This window comes from Exiguobacterium sp. S22-S28 (assembly GCF_043359615.1).
GTDB lineage: Bacteria > Bacillota > Bacilli > Exiguobacteriales > Exiguobacteriaceae > Exiguobacterium_A.
Genome location: NZ_JBHFFC010000026.1, coordinates 111,732 through 137,524, shown reverse-complemented (window position 1 = coordinate 137,524; position 25,793 = coordinate 111,732). Strand labels below are relative to the sequence as shown.

At 48.6% G+C, this 25,793-nt stretch carries 26 protein-coding genes; 20 read left to right on the top strand and 6 right to left on the bottom strand.

Annotation, left to right across the window (positions count from 1 at the left end):
- Nucleotides 1-23 precede the first annotated feature (23 nt).
- Nucleotides 24-968: a DUF2268 domain-containing putative Zn-dependent protease gene (locus tag ACHA8N_RS07345; protein ID WP_393965299.1), complete on the bottom strand. Its 945-nt coding sequence runs from the start codon at nucleotides 966-968 to the stop codon at nucleotides 24-26.
- Between the two features lie 294 nt (nucleotides 969-1,262).
- On the opposite strand from ACHA8N_RS07345, the gene brnQ reads away from it, so the two are divergent.
- Both brnQ and ACHA8N_RS07335 read left to right on the top strand, forming a co-directional pair.
- Complete coding sequence (gene brnQ, locus ACHA8N_RS07340; protein ID WP_147511434.1) at nucleotides 1,263-2,603, top strand: branched-chain amino acid transport system II carrier protein; 1,341 nt, start codon at nucleotides 1,263-1,265, stop codon at nucleotides 2,601-2,603.
- A gap of 181 nt (nucleotides 2,604-2,784) precedes the next feature.
- Entirely contained in the window at nucleotides 2,785-3,102 is a 318-nt protein-coding gene (locus tag ACHA8N_RS07335; RefSeq protein ID WP_147511503.1) for an antibiotic biosynthesis monooxygenase, read from the top strand.
- 42 nt (nucleotides 3,103-3,144) lie between these two features.
- Here the strand turns inward: ACHA8N_RS07335 and ACHA8N_RS07330 are convergent, their stop codons facing one another.
- Nucleotides 3,145-4,140: a FecCD family ABC transporter permease gene (locus ACHA8N_RS07330; RefSeq protein WP_393965298.1), complete on the bottom strand. Its 996-nt coding sequence runs from the start codon at nucleotides 4,138-4,140 to the stop codon at nucleotides 3,145-3,147.
- On the bottom strand, nucleotides 4,140-5,147 hold the full coding sequence (locus tag ACHA8N_RS07325) for a FecCD family ABC transporter permease (RefSeq protein ID WP_034774575.1): 1,008 nt from the start codon (nucleotides 5,145-5,147) through the stop codon (nucleotides 4,140-4,142). The genes ACHA8N_RS07330 and ACHA8N_RS07325 overlap by 1 nt, the downstream gene beginning before the upstream one ends.
- Before the next feature lie 104 nt (nucleotides 5,148-5,251).
- Between ACHA8N_RS07325 and ACHA8N_RS07320 the strand changes: the two genes are divergently transcribed.
- The 10 genes from ACHA8N_RS07320 (at nucleotide 5,252) to ACHA8N_RS07275 (ending at nucleotide 16,492) form a co-directional block, all read left to right on the top strand.
- Nucleotides 5,252-6,736, top strand: coding sequence for a helix-turn-helix domain-containing protein (locus ACHA8N_RS07320; RefSeq protein ID WP_393965297.1), 1,485 nt, complete (start codon nucleotides 5,252-5,254; stop codon nucleotides 6,734-6,736).
- An 88-nt stretch (nucleotides 6,737-6,824) separates the two neighbouring features.
- Nucleotides 6,825-7,742 carry an ABC transporter substrate-binding protein gene (locus tag ACHA8N_RS07315; RefSeq protein ID WP_393965296.1) on the top strand — a complete coding sequence of 306 codons (918 nt, stop codon included), beginning with the start codon at nucleotides 6,825-6,827 and terminating at the stop codon, nucleotides 7,740-7,742.
- Between the two features lie 94 nt (nucleotides 7,743-7,836).
- The gene (locus ACHA8N_RS07310) at nucleotides 7,837-9,564 is read left to right on the top strand and encodes an IucA/IucC family protein (RefSeq protein WP_393965295.1); all 1,728 of its coding nucleotides are present in this window, start codon (nucleotides 7,837-7,839) and stop codon (nucleotides 9,562-9,564) included.
- Entirely contained in the window at nucleotides 9,521-11,167 is a 1,647-nt protein-coding gene (locus ACHA8N_RS07305) for an IucA/IucC family protein (RefSeq protein WP_393965294.1), read from the top strand. The genes ACHA8N_RS07310 and ACHA8N_RS07305 overlap by 44 nt, the downstream gene beginning before the upstream one ends.
- On the top strand, nucleotides 11,154-12,362 hold the full coding sequence (locus ACHA8N_RS07300) for an AMP-binding protein (protein ID WP_393965293.1): 1,209 nt from the start codon (nucleotides 11,154-11,156) through the stop codon (nucleotides 12,360-12,362). The genes ACHA8N_RS07305 and ACHA8N_RS07300 overlap by 14 nt, the downstream gene beginning before the upstream one ends.
- The gene (locus ACHA8N_RS07295) at nucleotides 12,359-12,613 is read left to right on the top strand and encodes a phosphopantetheine-binding protein (protein WP_147511426.1); all 255 of its coding nucleotides are present in this window, start codon (nucleotides 12,359-12,361) and stop codon (nucleotides 12,611-12,613) included. The genes ACHA8N_RS07300 and ACHA8N_RS07295 overlap by 4 nt, the downstream gene beginning before the upstream one ends.
- On the top strand, nucleotides 12,613-13,614 hold the full coding sequence (locus tag ACHA8N_RS07290) for a DUF6005 family protein (protein ID WP_393965292.1): 1,002 nt from the start codon (nucleotides 12,613-12,615) through the stop codon (nucleotides 13,612-13,614). Before ACHA8N_RS07295 ends, ACHA8N_RS07290 begins: the two co-directional genes overlap by 1 nt.
- On the top strand, nucleotides 13,559-14,386 hold the full coding sequence (locus tag ACHA8N_RS07285; RefSeq protein ID WP_393965291.1) for a sugar phosphate isomerase/epimerase family protein: 828 nt from the start codon (nucleotides 13,559-13,561) through the stop codon (nucleotides 14,384-14,386). Before ACHA8N_RS07290 ends, ACHA8N_RS07285 begins: the two co-directional genes overlap by 56 nt.
- Before the next feature lie 99 nt (nucleotides 14,387-14,485).
- Nucleotides 14,486-15,598 carry a glycerol dehydrogenase gene (locus ACHA8N_RS07280; protein WP_028106580.1) on the top strand — a complete coding sequence of 371 codons (1,113 nt, stop codon included), beginning with the start codon at nucleotides 14,486-14,488 and terminating at the stop codon, nucleotides 15,596-15,598.
- A 477-nt stretch (nucleotides 15,599-16,075) separates the two neighbouring features.
- Nucleotides 16,076-16,492 (top strand): hypothetical protein, encoded by a 417-nt coding sequence (locus tag ACHA8N_RS07275; protein ID WP_393965290.1) that lies wholly within the window; start codon nucleotides 16,076-16,078, stop codon nucleotides 16,490-16,492.
- A gap of 175 nt (nucleotides 16,493-16,667) precedes the next feature.
- Here ACHA8N_RS07275 and ACHA8N_RS07270 read toward each other — a convergent pair whose 3' ends face one another.
- On the bottom strand, nucleotides 16,668-17,099 hold the full coding sequence (locus ACHA8N_RS07270; RefSeq protein ID WP_393965289.1) for a hypothetical protein: 432 nt from the start codon (nucleotides 17,097-17,099) through the stop codon (nucleotides 16,668-16,670).
- Nucleotides 17,100-17,374: 275 nt separating this feature from the next.
- Between ACHA8N_RS07270 and ACHA8N_RS07265 the strand changes: the two genes are divergently transcribed.
- Nucleotides 17,375-18,499, top strand: a complete 1,125-nt coding sequence (locus tag ACHA8N_RS07265) for an FAD/NAD(P)-binding protein (RefSeq protein WP_393965288.1) — start codon at nucleotides 17,375-17,377, stop codon at nucleotides 18,497-18,499.
- Nucleotides 18,500-19,036: 537 nt separating this feature from the next.
- Here ACHA8N_RS07265 and ACHA8N_RS07260 read toward each other — a convergent pair.
- Both ACHA8N_RS07260 and ACHA8N_RS07255 read right to left on the bottom strand, forming a co-directional pair.
- On the bottom strand, nucleotides 19,037-20,224 hold the full coding sequence (locus ACHA8N_RS07260; RefSeq protein WP_393965287.1) for an ISL3 family transposase: 1,188 nt from the start codon (nucleotides 20,222-20,224) through the stop codon (nucleotides 19,037-19,039).
- Nucleotides 20,225-20,458: 234 nt separating this feature from the next.
- Nucleotides 20,459-21,193 carry a peptidoglycan DD-metalloendopeptidase family protein gene (locus tag ACHA8N_RS07255; protein WP_393965286.1) on the bottom strand — a complete coding sequence of 245 codons (735 nt, stop codon included), beginning with the start codon at nucleotides 21,191-21,193 and terminating at the stop codon, nucleotides 20,459-20,461.
- A 354-nt stretch (nucleotides 21,194-21,547) separates the two neighbouring features.
- Between ACHA8N_RS07255 and ACHA8N_RS07250 the strand changes: the two genes are divergently transcribed.
- From ACHA8N_RS07250 to ACHA8N_RS07220, 7 genes are all read left to right on the top strand, one after another.
- On the top strand, nucleotides 21,548-22,018 hold the full coding sequence (locus tag ACHA8N_RS07250; protein WP_393965285.1) for an NUDIX hydrolase: 471 nt from the start codon (nucleotides 21,548-21,550) through the stop codon (nucleotides 22,016-22,018).
- Between the two features lie 261 nt (nucleotides 22,019-22,279).
- Nucleotides 22,280-23,155: an SDR family oxidoreductase gene (locus tag ACHA8N_RS07245; RefSeq protein ID WP_393965284.1), complete on the top strand. Its 876-nt coding sequence runs from the start codon at nucleotides 22,280-22,282 to the stop codon at nucleotides 23,153-23,155.
- Between the two features lie 13 nt (nucleotides 23,156-23,168).
- Entirely contained in the window at nucleotides 23,169-23,357 is a 189-nt protein-coding gene (locus ACHA8N_RS07240) for a hypothetical protein (protein WP_393965283.1), read from the top strand.
- Between the two features lie 134 nt (nucleotides 23,358-23,491).
- Nucleotides 23,492-23,782 (top strand): hypothetical protein, encoded by a 291-nt coding sequence (locus ACHA8N_RS07235; RefSeq protein ID WP_147511417.1) that lies wholly within the window; start codon nucleotides 23,492-23,494, stop codon nucleotides 23,780-23,782.
- Between the two features lie 141 nt (nucleotides 23,783-23,923).
- Nucleotides 23,924-24,304, top strand: coding sequence for a GntR family transcriptional regulator (locus tag ACHA8N_RS07230; protein ID WP_147511416.1), 381 nt, complete (start codon nucleotides 23,924-23,926; stop codon nucleotides 24,302-24,304).
- On the top strand, nucleotides 24,297-24,977 hold the full coding sequence (locus tag ACHA8N_RS07225; protein WP_393965282.1) for an ATP-binding cassette domain-containing protein: 681 nt from the start codon (nucleotides 24,297-24,299) through the stop codon (nucleotides 24,975-24,977). The genes ACHA8N_RS07230 and ACHA8N_RS07225 overlap by 8 nt, the downstream gene beginning before the upstream one ends.
- Nucleotides 24,974-25,783 (top strand): hypothetical protein, encoded by an 810-nt coding sequence (locus tag ACHA8N_RS07220; RefSeq protein WP_393965281.1) that lies wholly within the window; start codon nucleotides 24,974-24,976, stop codon nucleotides 25,781-25,783. The genes ACHA8N_RS07225 and ACHA8N_RS07220 overlap by 4 nt, the downstream gene beginning before the upstream one ends.
- The last annotated feature ends 10 nt before the right edge of the window (nucleotides 25,784-25,793 follow it).

Below are 25,793 nucleotides of genomic sequence, written 5' to 3'. Positions count from 1 at the left end.
GAATCAGTTTATCGGAATTTTGCCTAACGGATTGTCAACTTCTTCGTATAGCCGGTTTTCTCCAAAATATTAGTTGTCGGCATCTGGGTCCACTTGGCAACGGGAACATCAGGATTTTTCTGAATGAAGTCCGTCATGATCATATAGCCAAGCGAATACTGGGCAAGCGCAGGAATTTGCTTGTCGTAGTTTCCGTATCGTAAATCGTACGCGTTCACGTTAAAGTTGTTGATATGTGTCAACAGATTTTCTAATGTATGGTCGAGCAACGGTTCGGTCGCTTCCGACTTACCTTTAGGATACAGCTGCGCAGCAAACAGTTCCGCTTCACCTTCCAAGAGGATACCGTTGAACATCGAGTCGTGCGTGTTGCTTTCGAAAGCAACGGTATGATGATATTCGTGGGCGACGGTATTCGCCAGTGTGTCTTTTGAAAAATCTTTTGCCAAGTAAAGGGTGAACATGTTTGTCCCGGAGGCAAAACCGGAAGCACCGCCTTGACGTTGAATATCAGCTGTATTATGGACATTATAAGGCGCGACGAAGACTGTCAGCTTATCTGTTCTTGGCAGTGCTTTGATTGAGGTCTGAAGGCTTTTTTTAATCTGTTGATGAATGGAATCCTGGTGTTTTTTTAAATAGGCAATCGTTTTGTTCAGTTCTTCTGCATTGTCGGTAGGAATTTCTAAAATGCGTCGGTCTGTATAAATAGGTGTCAGTTTTTCCTTCTCGATCCACTTATCTTTCGCTTCTAAAACGTGTTTTTCAAATAGAGCCCCGTTCTCGGTCGGCTCTTTTAATGTTGCATCGACATACGACTGATACGCATCGTAAAGCGGAATGATTTGAATCGTCTGATTGTCTTGTTTGAAGGTCAATTTCTGTGGCTCGGCTTTTTCGGCTTCCGGTGCGTCGGAGCAGCCGGCGAGCAGACCGGTAAGCGTAACGGCAAGTAAAAGTCGTTTCATTCAGATTCCTCCTTTGTCTAAATAACCCATAATTATCCATACGGAGAGTTGTTGGAAAAAGTTCCGCTATTTGAATTCAATCAGATGAACTTATGTTACCGATTACAAGGTTCCTGGAAAAAAAGCTGAATGATTCGGCTTCCATGGAAACGAGAACGTTTTCGGTTAAATTTTCAGAATATTCACCAGATAAACTCCTAGCATGAGATCACAGACCTATGTTATCCTTTCGAACGAAGTACCTGATTGATCGATCAAAACAATCAGGTCGTAACTTAATCGTGGGGGTTTCTTATGTCTAAAACAGTTCCAACATCCTTTATTGTCGTCATCGGTATGATGCTGTTTGCCTTGTTTTTCGGAGCAGGCAATCTGATTTTTCCGCCGATGCTCGGTCAGATGGCAGGGGAGCAAGTCTGGGTCGCCAATGCCGGGTTCCTTGTCACAGGCGTCGGTTTGCCGTTGCTCGCCATCTTAGCGTTCGCCTATTCCGGGGAAGCGGATTTACGGGCGATGGCGTCTCGTGTCCATCCCATCTTTGGTTTGGTTTTTGCCATCATTTTGTACTTAGCGATTGGTCCGTTTTTTGCGATTCCGCGTGCCGGAACCGTTTCTTATGAAATCGGGATCAAACCATTCTTCGGAGAGTCGGCGTCATCAACACCACTGTTGATTTTTTCGATTCTGTTTTATACGGTTGCTTGTCTGTTGTCGCTGAATCCGACAAAAATCGTTGACGTCGTCGGGAAGATTTTGACGCCGATCAAGATTACATTCATCGGACTGTTGATCCTCGTCGCCGTCATCAAACCCATCGGAAGTTTTCAGAATCCTTTGACGACGTATCAACACAATGCCTTTTTTAATGGTTTTCAGGAAGGGTATTTGACACTGGATGCGCTCGGCGCGTTTGTCTTCGGCATCATCATCATCTCGGCGATTAAAGACAAAGGTGTCACGTCGAAAAAACAACTGCTCATCATTTGTTCGAAAGCCGCTTTGATTGCGGCGAGTTTACTGGCCATCACCTATTCGGCTCTTGCGTTCATGGGCGCTTCCAGTGTTGCCAAAATCGGTCCGTTGAAGAACGGAGCAGAAATCTTGTCTGCCGTCTCCGATTATTATTTCGGTTCGTACGGTTCAATCTTGCTCGGTTTGATGATCACGGTTGCGTGTCTGACGACGAGTGTCGGGCTGATTACTGCCTGTGCATCATTCTTTTCCCTCTTGTTGCCACGGATTTCATACGTCAAGTGGACGATTGGACTGTCGATCTTCAGTGCGCTCGTTGCCAACATCGGTCTGACGCAGTTGATTGCGATTTCGAAACCGGTTCTGCTGACACTTTATCCACTGGCAATCTGTCTGATTTTCCTGACGTTTTTACATTCCGTCTTTAAAGGAAAACCGGCTGTCTATCAGGGAGCGATGTGGATGACGTTTGCTGTCAGTCTGTTTGACGGACTGAAGGCGGCAGAAGCACCGGTCGGACCGGTCTTGCGCGTGTTTGAAAACGTGTTGCCGTTTTTCTCCGTCGGCCTCGGTTGGGTCGTACCCGCCATCCTCGGTGCCGTCTTAGGCGGATTATTCGGGCGGAAAACAGCCGACCGTACGGAACAATCACGCGTTGCCTGAATAACATCTGAAGTGTGTAGCGTTAAAGCTGTTTCGATCTCGAATCGAAGCAGCTTTTTTGCTGTCTTTCCAACCATTATCGATGGAAACAAATTGGAATGGTATTGACAAAGGGAACAGGATCGATGATATAGTAGTGTTGCAAATGAGATTCATTATCAATTAAAGGGGAGTGGTTTTTCTGTTTATTCAACTTAAAACAATTCGCGTGGAAACCGGTCATGCCGAGTCGATGATTGAACGGTTCGCAGGCGAAGGCATCATCGAACAACAACCCGGCTTCATCGATCTCAGTGTCCTGCAAAAAAAACGAACGCGGGGCGAGGAAGAAGTCATCGTCTTGATTCGCTGGGAATCGGAACAGGACTGGAAAACGTGGGAGACGAGTGACGTCCATCTTGCAGGTCACCGCGCGCGTCGTGGTCAACCGGCACCTTCGTTTATTTTAGGAAGTGACCAGCAGTATTACGAAGTTTTGGGTCAAAAAGGCAAACGCTGAGAAAAAGACCGATCCGTCCACTTGCGGCGAATCGGTCTGCCTTTATTTTCGGAACAATAACACGATGAAATAAGGTGCTCCAAGAATTGCGATGACAATCCCGACCGGAATGTCGGCAGGAGCAAGCAGGTTTTTCCCGATCAAGTCGGCGAGCAACACGAGCAGGCTGCCGAGTAGGGCGGCAACCGGAATCAGACTGTAATGATTCGGTCCGACGAGACGCCGGGCGATATGCGGGGCGAGTAATCCGATAAAGGAAATTCCGCCGCCGGCAGCGACACACGACCCGGCAAGTGCGGCAGCGATCAATAAAATCCGTTTCCGTGTCTGTTCGACTCGAAGACCTAACGTCTGCGGGAGCGAGCCGCTCAGTTGCAACAGATTCAACGACCGGCTGTGTAAAAAGGCAAGCGGCATCAAACAGATGATCCAGGGGGCAAGCGTCAAGACGGATGACCAATCCGCCTGCCAGATGCTTCCGGTCAACCAGACCGTCGCCTGCTGAAAATCGCGCGGATCCATCTTCAACTGAAAAATGATCAAGAGAGCGCCGCATAGGGCGTTGATTCCGACCCCGACCAACAACAGACGTCCCGGTTGGACCGCTTTTCCCGCCAACCGGTAAATCGTCCAGGCGACAAGCGTCGCACCGAAAAAAGCGACGAACGGCAGAACCGGAAGTTGATGTGTAGCGGAGCGAAAGAAAAACAGCGTCAAGACGACGAACAGTCCGGCACCGGCATTGATACCGAGAATGCCGGGATCGGCGAGGGCATTGCGTGACATCCCTTGGAGTAATGTCCCGGAGACAGCCAGTCCGGCACCAATCAACAAGGCGAGCAGCATCCGCGGTAGCCGGAGATCGATGAGAATCAATCGTTCCGCTTCCGTCCCTTGTCCGATCAACGTTCGGGCGATCGCACCAAACGAAACGGGAAGAATCCCGGTCGACAGACTGTACACGAATGTCAAAATGAGCAGACTACATAAACAAAACAGCGTCAATCGCGCCTGTTTTACGGCATGCCAGACATCCATCAGACGGACAACTCCTTTCGGCGGGCGAGATAAAGGAAGTAGGGTACCCCGACCAGGGCGGTGACGGCTCCAAGCGGGGTTTCGAACGGCGGATTGATCATGCGTGCCAGCAAATCGGAAGCGATCAATAACGTCATGCCGAACAGGGCGCTGACCGGCAGCAACAGGTAATAGTTCGTCCCGACCAAAAAGCGGCTGATATGAGGAATGATCAAGCCGACAAAGCCAATGACACCGGCGACCGACACGGCAACACCGGCAAGCAGGACGATGCTGCAAAATCCAAGCAGCCGGACTTTCGTCAACGAGGAACCGAGCCCGGTCGCAACATCTTCTCCGAGCGAGAGGACGGTCATGCTGCGGGCGATATGTAAGGAAATGAGGAGTCCAAGCAGGACGACCGGAAGCAAGACGAATACGTGCGCCCATTTTGCCCCGGATAATCCGCCGGCATACCAAAAACTGAGATCTTGGGCGACTTGGTGAAACAGAGTGATACCAGTCGACAGGGCGCTGAATAAAGCACTCAGTGCCGCACCGGCTACGGTCAACGTGACCGGTGAAAAGCGACCGCGAGCAAACACCGTGATCAGCAGAATGACGGCTGTTCCAAGTGCAGCGCCGCCAAACGAAAAGGCAAGCGAAGTCACAAATGAATGCTCCGAGACAAAGGCCAGCGACAAGGCGACTCCAAGTCCTGCGCCGTGGGTGATGCCAAGCAGGGAGGGATCAGCCAGCGCATTCCGGGTCAACCCTTGCATCATTGTCCCCGACAGCGCCAGTGCAATGCCGACAAGCCCGGCGCAAATCAGACGCGGGAGCCGGACTTCTTGGACGAGCTGATGTTGCAGATTACCGGCGTCAAAGGCATGAAACGAGGCGAGGACGGTCGCCCGGGAAATCGGCACGGCACCATAAAACAAGGACAGTGTACTCAGTAGCGTGAGCAGTCCAACCGTGAGAACAACAATCGTCAGGATTGAGCGTGGTCGAACGGATGTAGTCATAGACGTCTCTCCTTTTTAATTGAGAATCAGATTCATTATCAACGCGATTAAACGTACATCGAAGACCAATTTTTTGTCAAATGTTTTTTTAGGGAGTGGGCAGGATGGAGTTACAGATCAAACCGTTACCAATCGAGAAGCATTGGTTACTTGAAGGAGACCGGCGGGACGTCAAGCCGGGACTGGTCATCGTCGTTGCGGGGAGCGGATTTTTATACAGCAACCGGCACCGGTTATACCCGGGTGATGCCGTCTGGATTGAACAAATCGACGAGGTGTTGGCGGCTGCGAAAGAGACCTGTTTGTTCTATCACCTGACGTTGACGGGGCACCGGTGTGCGCTGTACCGGCAAGACGCAGACATCCTGCATGACTGGTTACGGCAACTCCATGTCAGCCCGACTTCGGAACAGGAAGGGTTGACTCAACTACGAATTCTGTATCAATTGCTTGAGACATTGAGCCGCGAACAGGAGAGTCACGTCTTTGAGGAAGTGGTCGCTTCGTGGCTGAAGGACTTGTCGACGCAACGGTCCGTGTCTGACCTTGCGCTTGATCTCGGAATGTCGGTACCAACATTTAACCGGCTGTTCAAAGAGCGGTATCACGCAACACCAAAAGAATATGTGACGCAATTGCGGATCCGCACGGCAAAGGAATGGATGCTCGCTTCACACGAGATGACGTTGGCGCAAATCGCGCAAAAAGTGGGACTGCAGGATGAATTTTATTTCAGCCGTCTCTTCAAAAAGCGGACTGGTCTATCGCCGACCCATTTTTTACAACGGATTACACCCCGGATCGGCATTGCGAGCCGCCTCTTGTTGCAGGATCATCTGTTGGCACTTGGTCTGCAACCGATCCTCGCACCGAGTTATCCGACGGAATACGGAGCAAGCGGATTACCCGTGTTTTTGACCGGACTGGACGGAACCCGGTTGTACGACGCCAATCAACCGCTTGAGCGGGAATGGTTCGAGACGACGGCACTGGATTTGATTATCAAGACACCAAGTTTAGAGAAGGGTCAGGATATCAGCTGGTTGCCGGCGGACCATGTTCTTGAACTGCCGCATCAAACCTGTTGGAGTGATTATCTCCGACTGATTGCCGTCGCGACGAATCGGGAAGACCGGCTCGAGCCGATCGTCGCGCAGATTACGGCGCTCGAACAAACGGTCAAGGAACGTTTGGCGTGGAACAAGACCGGAACATGGGCCGTCGTCTGGATTCGACCGGACGAGGTGCGGTTATACGGCACCAAGCAACATACGATGCTCGATTTTTTATTTCATGATTTGGGTCTGACACCGGCACCGGGATTACCGGAAGCCATTTATGATAGTGTCACGCTGGAGACGTTACAACGAGTCAATCCCGAAAACCTGTTGATCTTGTGGAGTCAGCCGGTTGATGTCGAGCGGATTCAGCAAGAGGCGGCGTGGCAGAGCTTACAGGCGGTCCAGCACCATCAAGTCCATTATCCGGACAGCGTCGATTGGGATCCCTGGGGACCACTCGGGCGCATCCACATGCTGAAACAATTGTTAGACTATATCGAAAATGCGCCACGTTTGATTTGTCCATGAAAGTTGATCGGTTCGTCCATGTCACTCTTTAGTGATAATGATTATCATTACTAATGAAGAACGAGAGTGAGAGGGGAAAAAGAACCACATGAAAAAAATCATCAGTGTCACATCCGTCCTCGCGACGTGTGTTGTATTAGCCGCCTGTGGAGGCGAGGCAAGCGAACAACCGACAAAAAAAGCAGCCGCCGTCCACACCGTTGAACATATTTTTGGAAAGACGGAAGTTCCGAATGATCCGAAAAAAGTGGTTGTGCTGTCGCACGTCTCATGGGAAGGGTCGCTCGTCTCCGTCGGTGTTAAACCGTATGCCGTGATGGCGTACGATAATGAGTTTCCACCACATTTGACGAAAGAACTCAAAGGAACGAAGGCTTTGCCGTACGCGGATGAAATCAATCCGGAAGAAATCGTCAAACTGAATCCGGATCTGTTGATCATCAGTGACCGTTACAAACCGTTGTATGACAAACTGGCAAAAACGATCCCGACGGTCGCCGTCGAGGTGGGTGGTGACTGGAAAGAGGATCACCTGAAGGTCGCGGAAGCGGTCAATAAAAAAGAAGAAGGACAAGCAGTCATCGATGACTTGGCCAAAGAAGCAAAAGATATCGGTCAACGGATCAAGGAAAACGTCAAGGACGAGACGTTCATGGCGGTTTCGGTCAACAAAAAAGATATCCGCGTCTATGGTCTGACGAACCACGCGACGAACTCGCTGTTGTTTGATGATATCGGGCTGACGCCGACAAAAGGTCTCCCAAAAGACTTCGGAGAAAACATTTCGATCGAAGGACTGGCGAAATACAATCCCGACCACATCATTGATTTGTCGTACTTCAACAGTGGACCGTACTACGATGAAGTGACGAACGGCAAGGTCTGGAAAGGACTGACAGCAGTCAAACAAGATCAAGTGCACCAATTGTCGACGACGTGGGGCTTCTGGGATCCAATCGAACGGAAAAAGGGATTAACGGAACTGGAAGACGTCTTATTGAAATGACCAAATGAAGAGCAGGAGAGCGAACGGGGAAACCCGTTTTTCTCTTTTTTACGAGTGAGAATGATTATCAATTATTAAAAGGAGTGTGTCAGTCATGACGACACGAACAGAACGAACTGAAGAGATTGCAACCCGTGCAACGCTCCAAGCATTCGGCAACAGCTACCTCCGTGAAATCGACATGATTGAATGGTTCATTCCAACAGACGAGGAAAACGTCCGATTCGGCGATACCGCTTGCCGGATCGACGTCGGGACCGTATACGTCCTTGAAATACGCAAACGTTCGCAGATCGGGCGTCACGAAATTGGACGGATTTACCGGCAAACGATTAGCGGATGGACGGAGGAAGCACCATTGACCTTCATCATTGCCTGTTGTCAACATCTGCAACGCCTTGCTCCCGGCGTAACGGATTTATTGTACCGGGTTCTCGACAGTCACCGGGGTATGTGTCACGTCATCGCGCATGAGTTGAACGAACCGGTTTGCGCTGAGACGTTTCTTGAACACGAGCAGACGGTCCGGTTCGGACATTGGTTCCACCCGACTCCGAAAAGCCGGGTCGGGATGCACGACTGGGAACAAGTCGCGTATGCACCGGAATTCAGGAACGGGTTCCAACTCGATTATTTTGCGGTTGAGGAGTCACTGCTGACGGAAGCCAGTGCGACGGATCAACGGATCAGTGAACAGATGCGGCAGCAAGTCGGATCAGCGGTAGCACTGTCGGCGTCAGAACGCCTGTTACCCGCGCATCCTTTGCAGGCGCAATATCTTTTGTTGCAACCGACCGTACAACAGTTGCTTGCGACGAACCAACTCCGCCATCTCGGCCGACTAGGTCCGACGTACTTTGCGACATCCTCGATCCGGACGGTCCTGCAAGCGGATCGGTCGCACATGCTGAAGTTTTCGATTCCAGTCCAAGTCACCAATTCGCGCCGGGTCAATAAACGGCATGAACTGGCTGCGGGTCTCGTCATGCGGCGTCTCGCCGAACAGATTTCGTTTCCGGACGGCTTTTCGATCACTCATGATCCGGCATATGCAACGGTTCAGACCGGTGCAGACGAGTCCGGTTTTGAAGTCATCTACCGCGAAGCCCAGGATGATGCGATCAACGTCGCGGCACTCGTTCAGGAACCGCTTGATCGAGAACCGTCTGTCTTGACATCGCTCGTCTGGAAGTCAAAGCGAGCGGATCAATCGCTGCCTCAAGCGGCCCGGGACTGGTTCGAGACATATATCGAACTGACACTCGGGGCCTTGGTCGAGTTGTATGAAGACTACGGGATTGCGCTCGAAGCGCACCAGCAAAACAGTTTAATCCGGTTTGAACAAGGACGTCCTGTCAGTTACCAGTTTCGTGATAATCAAGGTTATTATCTCGCCCGTTCGAATAAAAACCAGTTAATCCATCTCGAAGCCGCACTGGCAGGAGCACCGGAATTGTTTTACGACGAGACGACGATTCAGGAGCGGTTGACGTATTACATGATCTGGAATCACTTGGCCGGTCTGATCCATCGGTTTGACCGGGACGGCTTGCTTGCGGAATCAACGATGCTCGAGTGGGTTGGAACGTGGTGCGATCAAAAAAGTCAGATGTTATCGGGACGCGGCAAGGACTGGCTCGAATATGTCCGTTCACGGCCGACGTTACCGTATAAAGCGAACTTGTTGACACGGCTCCATGCGCTCGACGAACTCGAAGTCAGCGGCGAGCGGGTGATCTTCATCGAAATCGACAATCCATTACACCGGGAGGTCCGCCATGCGAACGACGAACGAACGACGTGTCTGCAAACAACTTCTTGAAGCCATCCTGTTTGAACGGATCGAACCGTTCATCGAACACTGGCGACAGGGACAGACGACGTTTCGTTTTGTCCGTCCGCCGTATGAACTGACAGTCGACGGCCGACGGGGAGCGTTTGACCGCGTTTGGCTCGACATCGAGACGGTAGTCTTGACGCGGGGAAATCACGCGCAATTGCCGACGCTTGAGCATATCATGGACTGTTTTCAACTCGCGGAGTCGCTGCGGTTGGAACTGCGGCAGACGGTTCAGTTTGCTGAAGCGTGTCCGACATATCCCGAGCCGCGGACGCATCTCACTTACGAACAACTGGAACAAGCATTGGTCGAAGGGCACCCGTACCACCCGTGTTTCAAGTCCCGGATCGGTTTTTCGCGTGACGATCACTCGCGCTATGGACCGGAAGCAGGACAACGTTTCCGATTGCACTTTGTAGCCCTCCCGGTATCAATCGTTCATCAACAACGTATGAACGGGGTGATGGAGCAGACGTTTGGGCACGAGACGTATCTCCGGTTGCAGGAAAAGTTAAGTTTTGCAGTCGACGTTCCGACCTGTTATCACGTTTTGCCGGTCCACCCCTGGCAATGGCAACACGTCGAAGCGGACGTCCGCGCTTCCGGCGGCATCGATCTTGGAGAAGCCGGTCCCTTGTTTCAAGCAACGCAGTCGATCCGGACCGTCTTTCAACCGGACGCGCCGACTGTTCCACACATCAAGCTGCCGCTCGATTTGATGCAGACGTCCTCGCGACGGACATTCACTGTTCCGAACATCGTCGCGGCACCTGTTTTGTCCGACTGGTTGGTCGATCGGACGCAAGAACTGCCGGTGACTATACTCCGGGAATTCGCGAGTCAAGTCGTCGAGACGACAGACGGAGACTTGTCGGGACGAATCGGCTGTTTGTACCGGGACAATGTTCTGGCAGATCTTTTGCCAGACGAAACGGTCATCCCGTTGACGGCACTTGCCCTCCGCGAAGGGAATGAGACCCTGTTCCTTGATCCGTGGTTCAAGACCTACGGACACGAGCGGTGGCTGAAACAGTTTCTGACCGTCTATCTGGAACCGGTCTTCCAGCTGCTCGTTGAAGAAGGAATCGCGGTGGAGGCGCATGCCCAAAATGCTTTGTTGGTCTTGAAGGACGGTTGGCCGACACGGCTGATGTTACGGGATTTTCATGACAGCGTTGAATTTGTCCGTTCCTTTGTCCGACGTCCGGAAAAGATTCCGATGTTTGACACGCTGCATCCGGCCTTTCGCTCAACGACTAATCTGTATTATGAGATGGACCAGGTCGAAGCGTTACGCGAGCTGGTCGTCGATACGGTGTTTGTCTTTCATCTGACGGAGTTGTCGCATCAGCTGAAGGAAACACATCAGCTCGACGAGACCACCTTTTTTAAATGGACCGCTGACATACTCGCTGGACTGAATTTGCCACCGGCTCGTCTGGAAACGTTACAGCTCGATACGCCGACGATTTATACGGAGTCGCTTTTCGCGCGTAAATTCAACACGACGCAGTGCCGGCATCTTGTCCGCAATCCACTTCAGATACGAACACCGAAAGGAAGCGAAACGCATGTTATATATTGAAGACACGTTTTACACGAAACAGATGCTGATCGATCATCCGGTCTGTCGACTCAATTGGCTCACGGATCCCGCACAGACCGTCGTTGCCGTCTGCGTCAAGGACACAGCGGCATGGATCGCGTTTTGCCTCTATATGAAACAGATGCACGGGACGGTCGTACCACTCCATCCGGATTTGCCGGAAGCCGGGGCAAGACGTCTCGCGGAACAAGCGGGATGTGATTATTTGGTCTATGCCGATTTTCAACAGCCGATCCGTTTGGCAGTGTCAACGGTTCGACCGGGCGGATTGATCCAGTTCAGCTCCGGCACGACCGGCGACGCGAAAGTCATTCACCGGACGTGGGCCTCGATTGACGAGGAACTGGCAGCCTATGGTCAACGTTTTCCGTTAACAGCGACGACCGGAACCATCGTGGCTTGCCCGACGTCGCATTCCTTCGGATTGATTTGCGGGGTCTTGGCGACACTTGAGCGCGGAGCGACACCGATTATCTTGGAAAACCTGTCACCGAAGCATATTTTGCATGTCTGTCAGGCGCATCCGAACGCCATTTTGTATGCTGGACCGGGACTCGTCTATTTACTCAGCCAATTTAAGCAACGGCTGTTTGCGGTGATGATTTCCGGAATGACTTTGCCGACCGTCTGGTTTGAAGCGATCCGGGATGTAACGGATCATCTGTTGCAACAGTACGGCTGTTCGGAAATCGGCTGCATCGCCTTACATCCTGCTCCGAAATCAGCTCAAGCGATCGGCTATCCGTTGCCGCATCTGACAATCCAGACCGGCACCATCGACGAGCCGGCTGAGTTAAAGGTGAAGACAGGAGACGCGTGGATCGGAACCAAAGATTTAATGGGACAGACGAGTACCGGCGAATTGCGGTTCTTCAGTCGTCTCGACGAAATGATCAATGTGTCCGGTCTGTCGGTGTATCCGGCGGATGTTGAGGATGTATTACTCCGTCATGATGATGTCGAAGAGGCCGTCGTCTTCAAACGGACGGATCGTCTGCAGGGTGAACGTGTTTGTGTTCAAGTCGTCAGCTCGGTGACGGAAGACGCGTTGCGGACCTATTGTCGGGAACAGCTTGCACCACATCAATGTCCGTCGGATTGGGCGTTTGTGCCGGCTATTGAAAAGCTGCCAAACGGGAAAATCAGTCGTGTTCGTCTGGGGGTGACGTCATGAGTCCACTCCTTGATTACACGTCATTTTGTCAGATTGTCGAGGAACAGCTTGAGATCACCTTGCGACAAGAGGTGACGGGGCAGGAATTGCTCCGGGACGATCTGCAACTGGATTCGATGCGGTTGCTGCAATTGCTCGTTCATCTGGAACTCGAACACGGGTATGTCCTGGCTGATGAACAACTTGCTCAATTGCCGCAAATGACGGTCGATCAGTTGCTGCAATCGTTGGCACGAAAGGAGGTCGTCTGATGATTAAAGTCCACTGTCTCGTCAGTTGTGTGTGTGAAGTAATCAAACGATCGTCCGCCGACCATCGTCCGTACTACTTTGGCATCTGGGACGCTGACTTTGCGTTGACGTCTGAGTTTGTCCTGTCCCACCATGCGGCGCATATCAGTCATGAAGCGATGCTCGATTGGTACCGCTTGCTGTATGGAATCACCGTTCATTCCTGGTACGATCCGTCCCGCTCGAAAGCGGCGAACCTCACCGTTCTGGAACAGTTCATGAAAACAAAACGACCGGAACAGTCCGTCATCGTCATGCTCGACCTTGCCCGGTTACCGGAGCGGGAGAACAAATTCCATCACGAGGTCTTTCCGCATTACGTGATGCTCGAACCCACGGATGATGAAGACCGGTGGCAGATGCTTGATCCGGACTTCCGGTATGAAGGCGAATTTGATCGGACACGGATTCTTCAGGCCATCGATCAGCCGACTGTCGCCGGTGGCTTTTGGTTTGACGGGAGTCAGGTCAAACTGCCGGACACGGAAACCGTCTCCGCGTATTTCATGAGCGGTCTCAAGCGGCACCATCCATTGACGGAAGCGGTCGAACAGGTCATCTTACACCATGCGTCGAGACCGGAAAAGTTGCCGGAGGCGTTAAAGCAACTGCCCGTCATCGCCATCCGCAAATATGCTTATGAGCATGCCTTTGCCTATTTTTATGAACGCTTGGGCATTGATTTAGCGGCGTCCGATTTTGACGACTGGTGTGACAAAATCGAACAATTGGTCAATCAATACACGATCATTCAACACCGGGCGATCAAATACAGCATGACCCGCGATCGGGCAGATTTACAGGACATCCAACAATGGCTCGTCGCACAAACGACGCTCGAAGATGACATCAAACGGCAGCTCGTCGATTTGTTCAGCCGATTTCAACAGAAAGAAGGGGAAACGGATGCAACTCGCACTTTGTACGATCAGCTACCGGCATCATCTACGGTCATTCGATGAGTTGGTGAGGTTTGCCGCAGCAAACGAGTTTGAGGCGATGGATGTGTGGGGTGTTCATGCGAAGCATCTACAGGAAGCAGACCTCGCCTTGTTACAAAACAGCGGAGTTCATGTCAGCATGCTCAGCTATTACCTGTCGTTTGACGCTCCACTGTCCGTCTTGCTTGAACAAACGAAAGCCTTATCTCGTCTCGCCCAGCGGCTCGGAACCCGGCGGATCCGGATTTTTGCCGGTCACAAGGCGAGTCACCAATTGACGGAGGCGGAACGGGCACGACTCGTCTATCAATTGAGCGGTGTCTGCAAAGTCTTGGATCAAGCGAAGCAGTTGGTGTTGCTTGAAATCCATCCGAATACAGCGGCCGACACGATCGAGTCGACGGAACGGTTATTGCATGAGGTTAATCATCCAGCCTGCCGCGTGAACTTCGACGTCCTTCATGTCGTCGAATCCGGCGCCGATCCGGTCGCGGCTTACCGCCGGCTCGAACCGGTCATCGAACACCTTCACTTGAAGACGGTTGCACGAGCCGATCAATTCGACGTCTTTGAACCGGCCAATGTGTATGCGGCAAGCGGCTCGCGGGACGGCATGGTGCCGCTATTTGACGGCATCGTTGATTACGACCGATTTTTTGACGAACTTAAATCGGCACTGGTTGCGAAAACGGCGAGTCTCGAATGGTTCGGCGAGCATCCGGATGAACGATTGGCGACGGACGGACGATTGGTACGTCAACGTTTGGCACGACCGGTTCTGCAATTCACCTAATGTTCACGGCTCAAGGAGTTTAGAGGACCGGACGAAAAGGAAAGCAATAGAATGTAAGTCATTGTTGATGGTCTCGTTGAAAAAGAAAGGATGTTGAACATGTCAGAACGTGTTTTCATTAGTCCGGCAAAGTACGTCCAAGGAAAAAATGTCATTGATCGGCTCGGTACATACGTGAGCCCGATCGGTGACGTGGCCCTCGTCATCGCGGATGATGTCGTCTGGGGAATCGTCGAGGAACGTGTCCAAGCTTCATTTTCAAACGAAGGAATCAAAATCGAAAAAGCAGATTTCAGCGGAGAAGCCTCAAAGCATGAGGTCGAACGGATTGCGACGCAAGCGAAAGACGTCGGTGTTAAGTTCGTCATGGGTGTAGGCGGCGGGAAAACGCTTGATACAGCGAAAGCCGTTTCCGACGAACTCCATCTGCCGGTCGTCATCGTCCCGACCATCGCGTCGACCGATGCACCGACCAGTGCCTTATCGGTCATTTATTCCGATGAAGGAATTTTTGAGAGTTATCGATTCTACAACAAAAATCCGGATCTTGTCCTGGTCGACACGAAGTTGATCTCGGAAGCACCGGCACGCTTCTTTGCCTCGGGCATCGCCGACGCACTGGCGACATGGGTCGAAGTGCGGAGCGTCATTGCTTTTGGCGGATCGACGATGGCCGGGGGACGCCCGACGATTGCGGCGGAAGCCATCGCGAAACGGTGTGAAGAGGTCTTGTTTGAGCACGGACGCCTCGCCTACGAGTCGGTTCAGGCGAAAGTCGTCACGCCGGCCCTCGAAGCCGTCGTCGAAGCGAACACCTTGCTCAGCGGTCTTGGTTTTGAGAGCGGGGGGCTTGCGGCAGCGCACGCCATCCATAACGGCTTCACGGCACTCGACGGGGACATCCACCACTTGACGCACGGTGAAAAGGTTGCGTTCGGGACACTTGTCCAACTGGCCCTCGAAGAACATCCGCAAGAAGAGATTGAGCGGTATATTGCGTTTTATATGGATCTTGGTCTGCCGGTCACACTTGAAGACGTTAAATTAAAAGATGCGTCACGCGAAGACATCCTCAAAGTCGGACAGGCGGCGACGGCAGACGGGGAGACGATCCATAGCGGATTTGATGTCACTGCTGATGAAGTAGCGGACGCAATCATTGCGGCGGACCGTTATTCCAAAGCTTATCAAGCGAAACGGGCTAAATCTTAAAACGGTCCGGTCTGATTCAGGAGTAGCTTTGAAATCAGCAATTGCCCTTCCTTTCCACAGGAGTCGAGGGGATATATGTTTCCGTCCGATATCAATCAAATGGCCGATGATCCTTTTAATAGGTTCATCGGCCATTTTTGTACTTATTTTTCTCGTTCACTGTATTCTGGCACATATCTGAGGAATGTAAAACTTTGTACAATAGAGCTAGAGATGGTCGTGAAAAGAAGGAGGAGCCCATGAAAGCAGATTGAAGCAACGTTTTACGGCAACAATAAATATGAAGACTCGATAAATTAGTTAATGGCGTGTTGCGTAACTACTAAAAAACATAATAATCAGCTTCAGCAACTCTTCTTGTTTGTTAGGTAGATTAGAAATCAAAAATGGTATACTGTGTATGGAAAATACTTACTTTAGAAATTTCGTTTTGCATAAATGGTATGCCTTTTATCTCATTCACAAGGAGTTATTATCATGGGGAAAATAGAAGTATTGGAAGAACAATTGAACACTTTAAAAGAGCAGGTTAGACTTTTAAGTATTTGTAAAGTAACAAACGATGAATTTCCTTATTATAATTTTTTAGTGACATCAGGAATCACTTCAACACAAAGATCGTCGATTAATTTATTTCTTATAGTACTTTCTGAAGTAATAAAGGGGAAAACAACAGACAGACATATTAGAGTGATAAAGGAATTAGAAGCAGAATCGATTCTTGATGAGAACGGAGAATTGAATTACATAGAGGTTATGAATACTTTTAAAAAGATATTGGATGTAGAAACAAGTGGATTAATTGAAGAAATGTTTGATTCAATGTTAAAACAAGGCGTAAAATCTAACATTAGCAAGCATTTAAAAAAGAACATGGTATTTGATCAATTGTAATCTGTTCAAATGAATATTTTAAAGAATACTCGTTTTTTATCTTCGATTTGAAGTCATCATTTTTTATATGGATGGCTTTTTTTTGAGTTACCTGAAATGAAATTCTTTGTAAAGAAGATGAAAGTGTAGCAGCAAGCACAAAAGAGGTGAGTAATCATCACTTTTCATAATTCTTCTACTCGCTTTTCGCGATATTGTTTATGACGATCGGATCACTGTACGAGAGAATGTAAAACTCCTGTTCAAACGTCCTGATGACAAATAAATTTAGTTCACCACGTTCGGTGTAGATTTCTTTTGTTTTCATATATTTCTCGGCAAACTCACCAAATATCGAATCTTTTAGCTTCACGACCGGATAGGGATTTCTGAGTCCGTCATCAAGGATTCCATGCTCTTGAAGAGTTCCCATAAACACAGCATACTTTTCGAAGCGCATTAAAAAATAGTCTCGCGAAGGATCACCTATGATTAACTTTGACACATCGTCAGCTCCATAAAAGTATAAATCGATCGCGTAATGGTCATTTCCTTTCAATGACATCGTATCCAATTCCAATTCGTAGTCTTCAATACTGAGTAAAAAATCAAGATTTATGTTGTTCAACAAGACACCTCCTACTATAATTATAAAATTCACACAATTTAAACTTCTTTTGTATTATCATACTTGAATTTTCTCTTCTAGGCTACGATTAGAGAGGGAGGAGTCCTAAGTGATTCAACTTCACGATCAAAAATAAATCAGGGTAATCCTGTCGTGATGGTTGTCGCAGTTTAAGCATTTTACCGGCGAGGAGGGGTTGAATTGTTGAGCAAAAATCGTTACAGTTATTAAAACGTAATGATTACGATTTAATAACTGTAACGGAGGATTTAGAGATGAACCAACCATACGAATGGCTTATCATCGGTGGAGGAGTCCACGGGATGACCGTATTCCATGCTTTACTTGAACGTGGCGTCAAACAAAAAAACATCGCCATCATCGATCGACATGCGACGCCGTTAGCGAACTGGCAACGACAGACGGCACGAATTGAGATGCCTTATCTGCGTTCGACACGTGTACATCATACATCGACAAATCCAACGAGCTTGCGCCGATTTGCCGATGAACAAGAGTATACGTCTCAAGCCTTTAAAGATACATATGGTCGTCCTTCACTGGAACTGTTCAACGACCATGCGATAAAGTTGGCAAAACAAAATGGGGCTGATGAGAGCTGGTTTCAAGCGGACGTATCAGGGTTAAGCAAATCAGGAGAGTGCTGGCAGATCAAGACATCAAGCCGGATCTTTCGAGCGAACCGGGTCGTCTTGGCTTTAGGGCAGTCGGAACGTCTTCATCTCCCAGACTGGGCGGATGCTACACAACATGTCTTTGAAGAACGTGAAGAAACACCACCTGTTCTTGTCATCGGGGGAGGAATCAGCGCCATTCATTATACAATCCGTTGTGCCAAAAAGTTTCCGGGACAAGTAACGTTGATTACGAAACGTTCGCTGGAGCAAAGTGCCTTTGATGCGGATCGGAAATTCATGGGACCTAAAGGACTGACCCCATTCAAATCGCTGTCACTGCGTGAACGGAGACAGCTGATTGCAGCTGAACGGAAACCAGGGACCGCACCACAGGAATTGATCCAGCGGATGCGCCATCTCATTCGAAGCGGTCACGTCATTCATCAAATCGGTGAGGTCAAGCAACAGACGACGGGTGGTGTGATGCTGACGGACGGATCGGATCTGAAAGGGACGACGATCGTGTGTGCGACCGGAATCCGACCGTTGACGATTCAAGGTTCCTGGCTCGAAAGCGTCCAACGACAGTTTGACTTGCCGTTATCCCCTTGTGGAACGCCCGTCCTGAATGAGGAAACGTTTGAGTGGGGGGAAGGACTCTATGCGACAGGAAGTCTTGCCGATTTAACGGTGGGTCCGTTCGCACGATCCATCTACGGTGGACAGGTCGCAGCAAGAGCGATTGTGACAGCAGTTGTATGAAATACAACGAAAAAAATTTACTTGACCTGTTTTACATGTTTTGTAAGGGTTAAAATAGATCTTTCATCCTAAAAATAGGTGTCACTGTATTGAACTACCTCCACCTACGCTTCGCTAAGAGGTGGAGGATTCCTGAGTTATTCAACCTAGCGGTCAAAAATTTATCAGGCTAACCCCGTCGTCCCGACGGTTGAACGTTGATCTTGTCCGTTTCTTTTATACGGATGCCTACTCTGCTTGGTTTTCGCTACTTCGGTCATCCGCAAGGTGAACGTTGAAGATTTTACGTGACAGACGAACTTCCTGTCACAACCCCATATCTTCAGTTTTCAAAGAACATGACTCTTTTTTTATTCCTGATTTTAATTGTTTTCAAACCAAGAGTGTCGGACAATTGACGTGTCGCAAGATACGCCTTGCCTGAAGACGATTCATCTCCCACTTGCACTAGGGCTTCGCCCTGAACGTTTAGAAGTGGGAGTATTCTCGTCTAATTTTGATAAAAATGGTTCATCACCATAACACGTGGTTGCTATTTTAACGACCAAGCTCAAGACGCAATCTCAAAAAGAATCGCTCGAGGTTTCGGTAACCATAAGCACGACGTTTGATGAGCTTAATCTTATTGTTCGTTCCTTCCATTTTCCCGTTTGAGAGCGCCGACACAATGGTTTGACGCATCGCTTCTTTACGACCACTGATCGCTTTCGCGATTTTCGCAAGAGGTCCGCACGGATGGAATTGAAAACGCTCTAGCCAGTCCGTCAGTCTTCGGTTGGCCTGCATGTCGCACGTTGCTTTCAACACATATCGGATATGTTGAAGCCCTTGGTAGAGATTCCGAGTAAAGGAGTCTTCCAGAAGACAAGAACGGGCGACCTCTCGGTCTTCAAGAGCCAATACTTCCGGACGACAAGCGAGGGCACGATCAATCACACGAACATGATGATGGCGTCTTGCCTCGTTCAAAAAACGACGCCGTCGGCGAAGAGCATCCGTGAAGAACTGGATGAGATGAAAACGATCCAGCACATGCGTTGCATCCGGAAAGACAGAAGTGACTGCCTTCGCCATCGCAGGTGCAAAATCGCTGACGACCGAACGAACATCTCCCAGTACACCTTGAAGCGCAGCCGTGATCGACGCCACGTCCCGACCCGGGACGACAGACAGAAGACGCCCATTTTTTGCATCAAGAACGATTGTCGCGTAGTGATGCCCTTTTCTTGTGGCAAACTCATCGACGAGGATGTGCTTCGTATGCTTCTTTATCTCAGCTGAAGCGTACTGATAAAACCAACGTTCTACGGTCGTATAAGGGAGTTCATATTCACGTGCGACATCTGAAATCGTCCGTCCGTGACACCGTTCTGTGATGCCTTTTCGGAACACTTCGGTAGAAGTACGGACGAGTCCGAGTCCGTAATCATACACGAACGTTAAGTCACAAGAGAGGCATCTTTGACGTGGGACATCCAGCTTCATCCACAAGGTACCGACTCCCCATGCATGACCGTGTCGAAAACGACGACGCTTTTTTGAATGCAGGATGGTCTTCTTTTCGCATAGCGGACAAGGGATGTCATGTGTATCCGGAATGACAGGAAATACGTGCGGTTCTTCATCTGACGACATCTGGATTTGAAAAAGGGCTGGAAGTGGAAGCAGTAATTTGATAAACTTTTGGGACAAGGCGAAAACTCCAATCGTGGTTTGTCTAGACAACAATTACGATACCGGGGTTTTCGCTTTTTTTCTATGTTCGATTCAAAATCCGATGGATTTTATGTGTCAACTACACCTTATGGTGATGAGCCATAAAAATGTTTCATATATGGTAAAAATCGCACAATGGAAGGGGGACTTTTGTCAAAAAATACCCCATCAGCAGAAAGACAGATTGATTATTTCATCTGTTTTCCTACTGTGGGGTATGCTAATGAAAAGACGTTTTTTTACTTATAAGACGTTAAGCGGGTTGATGCTGTTTGCAGCCGAAGAGCCACTGTAGACGTAACCACCACGGTGAAGTTCAAAGTGAAGGTGTGAACCCGTTGAATTTCCGGTGCTGCCGACGTTTCCGATTTTTGTTCCTTTTGCAATCGATTGACCGGCGTAGACCGAGCGACTGCTGAGATGCGCATAAACACTTGTGTACGTAAGACCGTTCACTTTATGTGTCATCATGACATAGTTGCCGTATGCGCCTTGATAACCGGACTGAATGACCTTTCCGGAAGCAGTCGCACGGACCGTTGTCCCTGTCGCTGCTGCGATATCGATGCCGTTATGGAACGTATATCCGTAGCGGCCGCTCGCACTTCCGTATCCTTGGGTGACCGGTCCGTTTGTCGGACGCAGAAAGCCTGTTGAGAACGAAGCTTTTTTAGCGGTCGCTTTTTTACTTGTGCTGTATCGTTTAACATAACCAGAATAGACATACCGCTTTTTACCACCGTATGAAATTTTCGTCCAGTTGCCTGTTTTTCCTTGATACTTAAAAGTTTGTCCAGCGTTGACACCAGCGACAATTCTATACTTAGTCGATGGACCTGTCCGGACACGTAAGCCGTCTGCCATGATCTTTACTTTATAAGAAGAAGAGCTAGCGGCTTCAACTTTACCTGTACCCGTGCTAGCAAATCCTGAAACGACGAGTGCGCTCATTGTTACTGTTGTCAAAATACGTTTCATGTTGTAATTCCTCCTGATGTTGAAAAAAGTGACGGTTGATGAAAGGGGATGACAGTTCACGGTCTGTCTGTTGGATATGACGTATATGTGTAGGCTGTATATGAATACTGCGTTGTAGTGGTGAATTGAATAAACCGAGTATAGCATCGGGTGTTTTGAAAATAACATTTCAGTTTGATTTCTGAATTATACTTAAATAAGTTATATTGTAATCTATTGTTTAGGATAATTCTGAAACGCAGGCATACCAACCTATTCGTTTGTAACAAAAACCGTGTTTTTTGAAATATTCACGAATATGGGAAAATGTGAAAAAGTATGGGTCGATAGCAAAAAAAGAAGGAGTGAAAAACGATGGATATCAATTTCAGAGTGGAGAACCAGCGATTTAACCACCGTGCAGCTGCTGTGATCATTAAGGACGGGCATTTGTTGATTCATCGAAATGTCCGGGATGATTTTTGGGCATTGCCGGGTGGACGGATTCGTTTGATGGAGCCCGGGGAAGCGGCGGTCATCCGCGAAATCAAAGAAGAGTTGGGTCTTGCGGCAGAGGTCAGCCGTTTTCTATCGGTTCACGAAAACTTTTTTACATACGATGAAGTTTCTTTCCATGAAGTCGGCTTTTATTATGAAGTCACCGTGTTGGAGGACATGACGGTCACGACCGAAGAATTTTTTGGGGTGGAAGGACAAGAATTAATGTATCGGTTTATTCCGCTTGAAGAGTTATCGACGGTCACCCTCTATCCTGTTCAGTTGCAGACGATGCTTGAAGCAGGGAAGTGGGATCGGTTATTCCGGAATAAGGAGAAGACATCCTAATAGGCAGAAGAGCTGGCGCTACAGTATGCGCCGGCTCTTTTTTTGATTTCCGAGATGATATGGTGCTCTGCATCCGACCATCAGTCGTTTGCTTTGAAGGCTTAGATTAAACCTATTAATTCTTCTGCAGCGATAAAAATAACTTGAAGGTTCAACAAAGACTTTAATAAAATGATTTTTTTTACTGACGACGTTTATTGATATATAGCAAGGGAATGTTAATGAAGGTAGTCATTAAATAGTGAAAAGGGGTTGGGTCATATGCGCGAGGAAGAATTAGAGCAGATGCATCAACAAGCACGGGGACAAACACAGGATCAGCAACCGGGAATCGAATCCGAAATGAATCCTGAACCGGTGTACGACGACCCGGAATATGTGGGATCAGGTAAGTTGAAAGGTAAAGTGGCGTTGATAACCGGCGGAGACAGTGGCATTGGGCGTGCCGTCGCGATTGCCTATGCCAAAGAGGGCGCAAACGTCGCCATCGTGTACTTAAATGAGGGACGAGATGCAGAAAAAACGAAACAATTGATCGAAGGGTATGGTGTCAAGGCGTTGGCGTTTGCGAAAGATGTCAGTCAACCGGAGAATGCTCAACCGATCATTGATCAGGTCATTCAAGAGTTTGGTCAATTGAATATTCTGGTCAACAATGCCGGAAAACAGTTCCCGCAAGACGACTTTTTGGCGATCACACCGAATCAGTTAAAAGAGACGTTCGAAACGAATCTCTTTTCGATGTTCTATCTGACGCAGGCTGCGTTACCGCATTTGAACAAGGAAGATTCAATTATCAATACATCGTCCGTCACGGCGTATCGCGGGGCACCATCACTGATTGATTACTCGGCAACCAAAGGGGCAATCACGACTTTGACGCGTTCGCTGGCGTCAAACTTGATTGAAAAAGGGATTCGCGTCAATGCCGTCGCACCGGGTCCGATTTGGACGCCGCTCATCCCGGCAACGTTCACAAAAGAAAAGGTGGAAGCACACGGGGAAGACACACCGATGAAACGCCGCGGGCAACCGTCTGAAAACGCACCGGCATACGTCTACCTGGCGTCACGCGACTCAAGTTACGTCACCGGTCAAACGATTCATATCAACGGCGGCGACTACATCACATCATAAGGGGGAAATAATCATGAAGAAAAATCCGAATGAAGTCCCAGAACACGAACCGAATCAACAACCGGACGAGATTCCGACGACACCTCCGTCAGAAATTCCGGAGGCGCCGCAGGAAGATCCAATCCGTCAACCGGAGCCGGACACGTTCCCGGAACCAACGGAAATTCCGGATACACCACAAGAAGATCCAACACCCTACTAAACAAGACAGGCTGATTCTGGACATCGTTCAGAGTCAGCTTTTTTATTCCAATGATTTTTGATAATTTTCAAATAATTTGGGAACCCTTACATTATCTTGAACGTAAAATAAGATATCAAAAGGGGGAATTACTCATGGACTTTCTATTAGCATTTTTGGCACTAGGGGCGGGATTTTGGTTTTTCTACAGTTACTTACTCGGATATCGAAACAAAAACATCACAATGACATTCGATGATCGGTTTTACACATTGGATGAACACGTCAAAGCGATTGAACATAAACTCAAACAAGACGGAAAACTTGTCGAATATTTAGGCAACCGCCGCTTTTTAGTAAACGGGAAACGGTATGTGTTCGTTGAGCGAACGGTTCCGATGTCAGGTATTCCCGTCCAACAAACCATTTTAGAATTCCAAAAATAAGATTACTCATACCGCCTCCCTTCGGAGAGCGGTATTTTTTTTGGAAATGGATTGACAGTCAACTGTACTACGCGTATGATACAGAAAGAAAGTGTATTACTGTTTTAATACAATGAACGGGAAAGGGAGGTCAAGACCACGATGCAATTTGACCAAAGAAGCCCGGTGTATCTTCAGGTCGTCCGATGGTTCAAGGAACAAATCGCGACGGAAGAACTCAAATGCGGGCAGGAAATTCCATCGCGCCGGGAAATCGCTGCGCAACTCGGAATTAATCCGAATACAGCACAAAAAGCGTACAAAGAAATGGAGGACCAGCAATTGATTACGACAGAACGAAACGTACCGAGTAAGATCACGATGGATCAAGAAATTGTCAAAAAAGTCCGGACGGAGATGCTCGACGAAGCAGTCGCGCAATTCATCGAGGCGGTCCATGCGATTCAGATTCCACTAGGCGAAGTCGTCACGAAAGTCGAGACGGTATATCAATCAACGGAACGGAGGAAGGTCGATGCTTGAAGTCCATGGCTTAAAAAAACGATACGGTCGGAAGAAACCGATCCTTGAAGGTGTTTCCTTTTCAGTACGTCCGGACAGTATCACCTGTTTGATCGGTTTAAACGGCGAAGGAAAATCGACAATCTTAAAAGCGATTATGGGTCTTGTCCCGGTCGATGCTGGAACAGTGTTGGTCGACGGAGAAGTCTCACGCGAAAAAATCGCCTTTGTTCCGGATTTGCAGACGATGCCCGGTTATATGACGATTGGCGATGCGTTGACGTATATGAGTGATTATTATCCGGACTGGAATCCGAAAGTCGCCGAAGAATTGATGGGGTTGTTCAAATTATTGACGACTGATAAAATCTTGGAACTGTCGAAAGGGAATCAGGCGAAGTTCAGTTTAGTGCTTGGTTTTGCACTCGACCGTCCGTACCTGTTGCTCGACGAACCATTTGCCGGAATTGATTTATTTACGAAGGAACAGATTGCCTGGATCTTTTCGAGTCATTACATGGAAGGACGCGGCATTTTGATGACGACACATGAAATCATTGAAATCGAACATTTGATTGATCGGGTCGTCTTTTTACAGGACGGTCGTATCATTGATGAACACGATACGGAAGAGATGCGCGAAGTATACGGAAAATCGGTCCAGGACCGGATGCGGGAGGTCTATCAACGATGAAACAATATCTGATGTTAACGAATGAAGAGTTAAAACGAAGCTGGAAAATGATTGTCTCGGTCATTTTGGCAATGGCGAGTATTGAAATCCTGACCATCGTTGGACGGGTCATCTACCAAGAACGACAGGTTCGAAACTATATGAGTAACGCGAAAGTGACTGAATCAGAAGCCCTGCGTTCATTTGGAAAGTTATCGTTTGAACAGGCCAGTTCGTATTTCAGCTATATCGTTTTGATCGGGGTCGTCCTCGTTATTTTGTATGCTGTTCAAATCTGGTACCGTGACTGGCTTGGTGAGTCTAAGTACATATATCGTTTATTGCTATTACCAGGTAGCCGTGCAAAAATATTTTTTGCGAAATTTACATCATTAGCACTTGTCATTATCAGTTTCATAGGGGTGCAATGGGTTGTCATCCAACTCAGTTATGCCGTATTTAACTGGTTGATTAAAGATGATTATCGTACGTCATCTTTTAATGTCCCGATTGAATTAAAACAGCTGTATACAATGAATGTGATAGATATGCTAATATTTGTGATTTTATCGCTTTTTATTGTAAGTTTCCTGTTTATGCTCGTTCTACTGGAACGGTCTTACCGTAAAGTGAAAGGACTATTGTTCATCGTTCTTGAAGTCGTCGCTTTTTTTATCATTACGGTCGGAGGTATGTATGTGATTGAAAAGCTGGATTTCTTTTTGTCACAAGAAATATCAGCAATCATGGTGGCGATTTTTGTGCTGTATTTTGCTTATACGATTTGGAGAAGCCTGCGTTTATTAAAATGGAAAATTTCGGTCTGAGGAGGACGTC

Bases quoted from the DNA above. Each gene is read 5' to 3' on its own strand.
- ACHA8N_RS07345 (WP_393965299.1), bottom strand. From the start codon at position 968: ATGAAACGACTTTTACTTGCCGTTACGCTTACCGGTCTGCTCGCCGGC.
- brnQ (WP_147511434.1), top strand. From the start codon at position 1,263: ATGTCTAAAACAGTTCCAACATCCTTTATTGTCGTCATCGGTATGATG.
- ACHA8N_RS07330 (WP_393965298.1), bottom strand. From the start codon at position 4,140: ATGGATGTCTGGCATGCCGTAAAACAGGCGCGATTGACGCTGTTTTGT.
- ACHA8N_RS07325 (WP_034774575.1), bottom strand. From the start codon at position 5,147: ATGACTACATCCGTTCGACCACGCTCAATCCTGACGATTGTTGTTCTC.
- ACHA8N_RS07320 (WP_393965297.1), top strand. From the start codon at position 5,252: ATGGAGTTACAGATCAAACCGTTACCAATCGAGAAGCATTGGTTACTT.
- ACHA8N_RS07315 (WP_393965296.1), top strand. From the start codon at position 6,825: ATGAAAAAAATCATCAGTGTCACATCCGTCCTCGCGACGTGTGTTGTA.
- ACHA8N_RS07310 (WP_393965295.1), top strand. From the start codon at position 7,837: ATGACGACACGAACAGAACGAACTGAAGAGATTGCAACCCGTGCAACG.
- ACHA8N_RS07305 (WP_393965294.1), top strand. From the start codon at position 9,521: ATGCGAACGACGAACGAACGACGTGTCTGCAAACAACTTCTTGAAGCC.
- ACHA8N_RS07300 (WP_393965293.1), top strand. From the start codon at position 11,154: ATGTTATATATTGAAGACACGTTTTACACGAAACAGATGCTGATCGAT.
- ACHA8N_RS07295 (WP_147511426.1), top strand. From the start codon at position 12,359: ATGAGTCCACTCCTTGATTACACGTCATTTTGTCAGATTGTCGAGGAA.
- ACHA8N_RS07290 (WP_393965292.1), top strand. From the start codon at position 12,613: ATGATTAAAGTCCACTGTCTCGTCAGTTGTGTGTGTGAAGTAATCAAA.
- ACHA8N_RS07285 (WP_393965291.1), top strand. From the start codon at position 13,559: ATGCAACTCGCACTTTGTACGATCAGCTACCGGCATCATCTACGGTCA.
- ACHA8N_RS07280 (WP_028106580.1), top strand. From the start codon at position 14,486: ATGTCAGAACGTGTTTTCATTAGTCCGGCAAAGTACGTCCAAGGAAAA.
- ACHA8N_RS07275 (WP_393965290.1), top strand. From the start codon at position 16,076: ATGGGGAAAATAGAAGTATTGGAAGAACAATTGAACACTTTAAAAGAG.
- ACHA8N_RS07265 (WP_393965288.1), top strand. From the start codon at position 17,375: ATGAACCAACCATACGAATGGCTTATCATCGGTGGAGGAGTCCACGGG.
- ACHA8N_RS07255 (WP_393965286.1), bottom strand. From the start codon at position 21,193: ATGAAACGTATTTTGACAACAGTAACAATGAGCGCACTCGTCGTTTCA.
- ACHA8N_RS07250 (WP_393965285.1), top strand. From the start codon at position 21,548: ATGGATATCAATTTCAGAGTGGAGAACCAGCGATTTAACCACCGTGCA.
- ACHA8N_RS07245 (WP_393965284.1), top strand. From the start codon at position 22,280: ATGCGCGAGGAAGAATTAGAGCAGATGCATCAACAAGCACGGGGACAA.
- ACHA8N_RS07240 (WP_393965283.1), top strand. From the start codon at position 23,169: ATGAAGAAAAATCCGAATGAAGTCCCAGAACACGAACCGAATCAACAA.
- ACHA8N_RS07235 (WP_147511417.1), top strand. From the start codon at position 23,492: ATGGACTTTCTATTAGCATTTTTGGCACTAGGGGCGGGATTTTGGTTT.
- ACHA8N_RS07230 (WP_147511416.1), top strand. From the start codon at position 23,924: ATGCAATTTGACCAAAGAAGCCCGGTGTATCTTCAGGTCGTCCGATGG.
- ACHA8N_RS07225 (WP_393965282.1), top strand. From the start codon at position 24,297: ATGCTTGAAGTCCATGGCTTAAAAAAACGATACGGTCGGAAGAAACCG.
- ACHA8N_RS07220 (WP_393965281.1), top strand. From the start codon at position 24,974: ATGAAACAATATCTGATGTTAACGAATGAAGAGTTAAAACGAAGCTGG.